This is a genomic window from Mycobacterium sp. E2238 (genome assembly GCF_001672665.1).
GTDB lineage: Bacteria > Actinomycetota > Actinomycetes > Mycobacteriales > Mycobacteriaceae > Mycobacterium.
The window spans coordinates 1-5,885 of the sequence record NZ_LZKF01000138.1 but is presented as its reverse complement, the minus strand read 5'-3'; the positions used below and the strand labels follow the sequence as shown (position 1 = coordinate 5,885).

Annotated in this window: 7 protein-coding genes and 1 pseudogene; all 8 read right to left on the bottom strand. The window is 64.6% G+C overall.

Annotated features, from left to right (window positions below):
• Window positions 1–417 (bottom strand): annotated as a pseudogene (locus A5711_RS11410) (Emopamil-binding protein); the annotation flags it as partial.
• Between the two features lie 267 nt (window positions 418–684).
• The gene (locus A5711_RS11405) at window positions 685–1,371 is read right to left on the bottom strand and encodes a TetR/AcrR family transcriptional regulator (RefSeq protein WP_231987463.1); all 687 of its coding nucleotides are present in this window, start codon (window positions 1,369–1,371) and stop codon (window positions 685–687) included.
• A gap of 384 nt (window positions 1,372–1,755) precedes the next feature.
• On the bottom strand, window positions 1,756–2,199 hold the full coding sequence (locus A5711_RS11400) for a limonene-1,2-epoxide hydrolase family protein (protein ID WP_067946468.1): 444 nt from the start codon (window positions 2,197–2,199) through the stop codon (window positions 1,756–1,758).
• Window positions 2,200–2,276: 77 nt separating this feature from the next.
• Complete coding sequence (locus A5711_RS11395) at window positions 2,277–3,608, bottom strand: cytochrome P450 (RefSeq protein ID WP_067946473.1); 1,332 nt, start codon at window positions 3,606–3,608, stop codon at window positions 2,277–2,279.
• A 53-nt stretch (window positions 3,609–3,661) separates the two neighbouring features.
• The gene (locus A5711_RS11390) at window positions 3,662–4,081 is read right to left on the bottom strand and encodes a lipoprotein LpqH (protein ID WP_067946466.1); all 420 of its coding nucleotides are present in this window, start codon (window positions 4,079–4,081) and stop codon (window positions 3,662–3,664) included.
• A gap of 13 nt (window positions 4,082–4,094) precedes the next feature.
• Complete coding sequence (locus tag A5711_RS11385; protein ID WP_067946464.1) at window positions 4,095–4,928, bottom strand: SDR family oxidoreductase; 834 nt, start codon at window positions 4,926–4,928, stop codon at window positions 4,095–4,097.
• 6 nt (window positions 4,929–4,934) lie between these two features.
• Window positions 4,935–5,408, bottom strand: coding sequence for an SRPBCC family protein (locus tag A5711_RS11380; RefSeq protein ID WP_197520086.1), 474 nt, complete (start codon window positions 5,406–5,408; stop codon window positions 4,935–4,937).
• A 35-nt stretch (window positions 5,409–5,443) separates the two neighbouring features.
• On the bottom strand, window positions 5,444–5,885 hold a 442-nt coding region (gene rpfC, locus A5711_RS11375; RefSeq protein ID WP_369829929.1), incomplete at its 5' end, for a resuscitation-promoting factor RpfC.

Sequence of the window (5,885 nt, the reverse complement as noted above, 5' to 3'; positions counted from 1 at the left end):
ATGAAGGTAGCGCTCGTCGACTCGGGCGTAGTAGTACCAGATGTAGACCCATCGGTCATTCGTCGTGATGTGGGCCTTTCCAAGAGCGTCGGCGACGAGCCAGGGGAGTTCCCAGGTCAATTCGCTACCGACGGCCGCCACACAGGCCCACAGCATCGTGAACTCGTCGGCCTTTTCTAGCTTGGTTCGCTTCTCGCCCGGACCGTTGACGAACCAACACGCCCAGAAAGCGACCCAGATGGCATTGGTGAAGATGATGCACGCGAGGAGTCCGGTGATGGGCGTCGTCGGAAAGATCCCAAGGCCTGTCCCACCAGCGGTAACGATGTATCCCGCGGCCATCACCGCAGCGACGCCGGCGTAGATCCTTTTCCGGTTCTTCGCGTACGGCTTGGTGAAGTCATGATGCTCGATCATGCAGGTCCTTCCGACGTCGGCGCGCGCTGCAGGGTTATATATAGGCAGAATGCTGATTCTGCCCTCCGCAGAATGGTAATTCTGTCGCGGTCGGGGGTCAAGGCCCTGCGCAGCGTTGCCGTTGAGCGTTCAGCTGAAGCCAGCCGGCAAAGGATGCGCGGGAAGCGAGGCGCGTAGGTCAAGCGCCCTTCGGCGCGGCCGATACCGCTCGCTCCATCCACGCCGCGCGTCTGGGCGCGTGACGAACGCTATGTCACCTGAACGCAGTTAGTTCTCGTCGCGAAGCCACAACGATAGGAAGGACACCAGCCGGTCCGCATCCTGTTCGATATCGGTTTCGCGCGAACTATGCCACCACTCGTGAAGCCATATCTGGACGGTCGAAATGGCAAGTCGTGCAACCTGGCTCGGCGAAAAGTGAGACGCCTTCGCCACACCGCCGTCCGCGGCGGCCATCTCGATGAAGATGTCTACCGCCACCGTCCATGTTCGCCGCAAGGTTCCTCTGCCGGAATCGCTTGCGGTCGCCCAATTGAAGCCTTCTCGAAAGTGCAACTCCAAGAAGTTCGGATGGTTGCACAGGTAGATGTACGCCGATCGGATGCTGTCAAGCATCCGTTTCGCCGGCAGCGACTCACCGCGCGAGTTCTGCAGGACGAAGCTCACCAAGTCATTGAAACGATCAGCGTTCAGTTCGTTCCAGATCTGCATCTTGCCGCCTGGAAAGGTGCTGTACACCACCGCCAGCGGGTAGCCGGCCCGCTTAGCGATCGCGGCAACTTTCGTTCGGTCATAACCGGATTGGGCAAATTCCTGCTCCGCGCCGCTGAGGATCGCACTTCGGCGGCGACGCGGAGTGTGGCGGTCCTCATCAACGGCAGCGCGATTAGCGATCTCGGCTGGGCCCTCCTCAGCCGAACCATGCGACGAGGGCTTGGCAGATGTGCCCACCACGCCGCGACCATACTCCACCTAACCGCGCTTGGGCTCGCAAACTGCATCCCGGCGCGGTATCGACCTGCGTCACGCCAGTCGATAAAGCGATTCCTCTTACCTCCGAAGCAGGACCGCCGGCAATGGTCGCAATAGCATGGGTCACCCCGCGGGAGGCGCGGGTCCGCGGGTGGCGGTGCGATCGCACCAGCGAGAAAATGACTTCACCCCCCGGCGGTGTAGGTGGTCAGGGTGGCGGGGAGCGGTTGGCCGCCCTCAGCGCGAGCTGCCATGGAGGAGATTAGTTCGGCGAGATTGGGCAAATTTTCGGGCACGGGACTCTTGTGACGTACAGCATTGTGGGTCAGGATTCGCCGCGAGGCGCATGGCGCGTAAGAAGGGGCCTCAGACTATCCCTGATGCATCAAAAACCCAGCTGGTGTCGGCCGTCGCCAGGTTCTCGAAGTGGTTCGGGGGAGCGAAGCTGACCAGGCTGTTCATGTCCCAGTAGTCCTTCCAGACGGTGATCTTGCCGCCCTCGACCTTGTGGACCGTCACGAATCTCAGCACGCCTCGCTCGCCCGTCGTGAACGTCCATGTCTCCGAGTGCTCGTACATCACGTCGGCACCGTTGGACACCAGCACGCCGTCGTGGTTCTCATAGCCCGCCAGCGGCTCGAGACCCATCTTGAGCCGCTTGACGATGTCTTCCGGTCCGCGCGCCGACAGCGCCGGAACGGGCATGTCGACGTAGAGGCAGTCATCGGATAAAAACGTCTTGACCGCCTCCCAGTCCCGCCGCGAGAGCGCCTGCCATAGCCCGAGGACGACATCCTCGACCGAGATCATAGAAACGTCTGTCATAGCGCAAATAAACTCGGTTGCCGAACGGGTGTCAACAGCCGAGGTTCTCCCGGCGCGCCCCGCTAGCCGTCGACGCGAGCCATCGACCGCGCCGGTCCCAGCGCGACCGGCAGTGATGACCAGCCGCGCAGCACGCGCGTGTCACGCCGGCTTCCCACGCCCGCCGCGCGCACCTCGGGGAAGCGGTCGAAGAACGTACGCAGCCCGACTTCGCCCTCGGCACGCGCCAGGGCGGCGCCCAGGCAGAAGTGCCGGCCTCCGGAGAATGCGAGATGCCTTCCCGCGTTGGGCCGTTCGACGTCGAAGCGGTGCGGGTCGTCGAATACCGACGGGTCGCGATTGGCGGCTGCCAGATAGACCAGCACCAAATCGCCACGCTGGAGCCGCTTGCCCGCAAGCTCAACGTCGCCCCGCGCCATCCGCGCGGTCAGCTGTACCGGCGATTCCAGCCGCAGAATCTCCTCAACGGCGTTGGGCCACAGCTCGGGCCGTTCGCGCAAGGTGTTCAGGCGGTCGGGAGCATCCAGAAGCATGCGGATCCCGTTGCCAAGCAGGTTGACCGTGGTCTCGAACCCGGCCGCCAATACCAGCCCGGCGATGGCTTGCAGCTCGTTCTCGTCCAGATATGTTTCGGCGGAACCGCTTTCGGCTATCTGGATCAGCTGGCTCATCAGGTTGTCGCTCGGGGTGCGCCGCAACTGGCCGAGATGCTCGTCGAGCCAGGAGCTGAAGCCCTCGAGCCCTCGCTGCACACTGCGGTATTGCCGCCACGTCAATCCGATGTCCAGGCTCGGCGCGGCGAGCTCACCGAATTCCAGGACGCGCGGCCGGTCGCGCTCTGGGACGCCGAGGATGTCGCTGATGATCGCGACCGGCAGCTGCGAGCAGTACCGACCCACAATGTCGACGACCTGCGAGGCGCCGGACTCGGCGGCGAGCTGATCCAACAGGTCGGCGGCGGTCTGCTCCACGCGAGCGCGCAACGCGGCAACCGCGCGGGGAGTGAAGACCGCGGACACCGTCTTGCGGTAGCGGGTGTGGTCCGGCGGCTCGACGGCGAGCAGCGACGGTGCGCGAAGCGGATGCAGCAGACCGTCGCGGGTGCGGCCCTCCAGCCTCCGCAGCGGCTTGGGCAGATTCGCCCCGAACACGAGCACGCGGAAGTCTTCGGAGCGCAGCAGCTCGTGGGCCAGCGCGTGGTCGGCCGTCAGATAACTCACGCGACCCTTGAGCAGCGGTCCCGCCGCCCGGAGTTCGTCGTAGAACGGCACCGGATCGGCGGCCACCCCGGGATCCGCGATCAGCCTGGCGTGCAGGTCACCGCGCCGGACGCCGAGTGTCGCAACGCCCCGGATGAAGCCGTGCATCGCCAACCAGTGCAATCGTTCCTTCACCGGCCCCTCCATCGATCGATGCCACCGAGCCTATGCCCGGACCCCGGACACCGTCAGCACTCGGCGATGATCTTGAACTCAGTCGTCACCACTTTGTCGGGGTTGCTGCTGTTGATGCCGTAGGCGCTACCGCTGATCGTGTATGCGTCGTTGGTGACGTCGGCGTGCGCGTCGCCCACGCCGCCTTCCCAGAAGCTGCCGGTGAATCCGTCGACGTTGCGGATCTTCACCCACTGGGGCATTACCCGGTAACCACTGGTGAGCACCACGGCCTCGACACCGCCGTCGCGGTCCTTGATGTCGATGGTGCGGTACTGCTGGTTTTGGCTGCACGCCGGAGGGCGGGTGGTGTGCGTGGCCCCGTCGATGGTCAGGCGGGCCGCTTTGCGGGGCGTGGTCTGGGCGTGCCCGCACCCCGCGACGCCGACGCCGGCGATCACCACGAAAACCACCGCGATTAACCGGTTTCGCACCGGTTCACCTCCTTCACTGCCGCTTCGGCATCAGCGCGGGTAGGGATTTGACGATGCTGCGTCGCACGAGTTCCGGACTCAAGCCCTTGAAGAAGTCGATCAAGCGAATGCTCTTGGGCACGTACCAATGCAACCGCTTCGGGTTGTGGTAAGCCTGCCACGCGGCCTCCGCCACGCTGCTCGCCGGCATCAGCCGGAACAACCCCTTCTTGGGCGCGGTGGCCCGAAGCTCGTCGGCCGTCCTCGGGGCGCCGCCGTCGTTGGAGTGATTCGTGGTCGTGGTCAGGATGGCCGTGTCGATCAGGCCGGGCAGCACGTCGGCGACGCGAACCCCGTGCCGGTGCCACTCGACGCTGAGCGCCTCGGTCAATCCCTTGACGGCGTGCTTGGTCGACGAATACACGGCCAGGCGCGGCATGCCGTAGGTGCCCGACGACGATGACGTCGAAAACATCAGGCTGCCAGGCGTTTTCTTCAGGTACGGCAACGAGGCGTAGGCCCCGGTCAGCACCGCCTTATAGTTGATGTCGACGACGCGCATGGCGGCCTCGTACGGCACATCCTCGAACCATCCGCTTTCGCCGATGCCCGCGTTGTTCCACATCATGTCGAGCCCGCCGTCGCTGTTGCCGGCGCAGAAGTCGGCGAGGGCACCCTCCAGGGCCGCCTTGTCCGTCACGTCGACTTGGCGGGTCCACAACCGGTCGCCGCCGAGTTCTTCCCGCAGCGTCGCCAAACCGTCACCGTTGCGGTCCACGGCGCCGACCCGCCACCCCTTGGCGTGGAACAGCTTTGCCCCCTCCCGGCCCATGCCGCTGCCCGCGCCGGTGATGAAGATCGATTTCACGGCGCGTCAGCCAGCCTCGACCACATCTTTGATGCGATTCAGGGTTTTGGTCATGTCGCGCACGTTGCGTCGCTTACGCAGGAAACCCCCGAACAGCCAGTAGACGGCGAGCCAGGGCGCCGGGTTGAGGCGGAAAGACTCGGTCACGTCCGTGCCGCCGCCGCTGGGTGCCAATCGGTAGTGCCAGTTGTTGACCGCCCGATCACCGAGCAGCACCGCGAACCCGAATTCGCGGCCCGGCTCACACGCGGTCACCTCACACGTCGTCCAATACACCGGCCCAATCTCGTTACGCCGCACATGGCCACGGAATTTCGCGCCGAGGGCCGGGCCATTCGCGTCGCCCAGCCACTCGGCCTCGAACACTTCGGGGGAGAACCGGCCGATGTTGCGAACGTTTGCGATGAGATCCCAGATCTTGTCCGCAGACGCCGCCATATGAACAGTCGCCGAACCTTCCATGGCCTGATCCAAACACAGCTTGCCGTTCGGTCATAGACCGCGAGGACATATCGTCAGTGCGGCGCCGCCGCCTGGATCAACCCGTTGATGATCTCCTTGATGCCCTGCGCGGGGTGCGAGTACCAACCGATCGGCAGGCCCGACTGGGCGCCGCACTTGGGCCACGCCTCCACCCCTTGGTCGGCGAAAACCCGGTTGGCTACGGCGATTTGCTGCTCTCGGGACGCGGCAGCCGGGTTGCCGACACCGCCGTACCGTTCCCAGGTACCCGGTTTGAATTGGAGTCCACCGTAATTGCCGTTTCCGGTGTTGGCGTGCCAGTTGCCACCGGACTCGCACTGCGCGATCGCGTCCCAGTTCGGGGTGGGCGCGGAGGTGGCTATACCGGTGGACGAAGCTATCGACGCTGCAACGAACCCGCCGACCGCCAGGGACTTGACGAGAGGCTTGCAGAGAATTTTCATGTCATGGAATTCGGCCGCTGTGGCCAAAGCG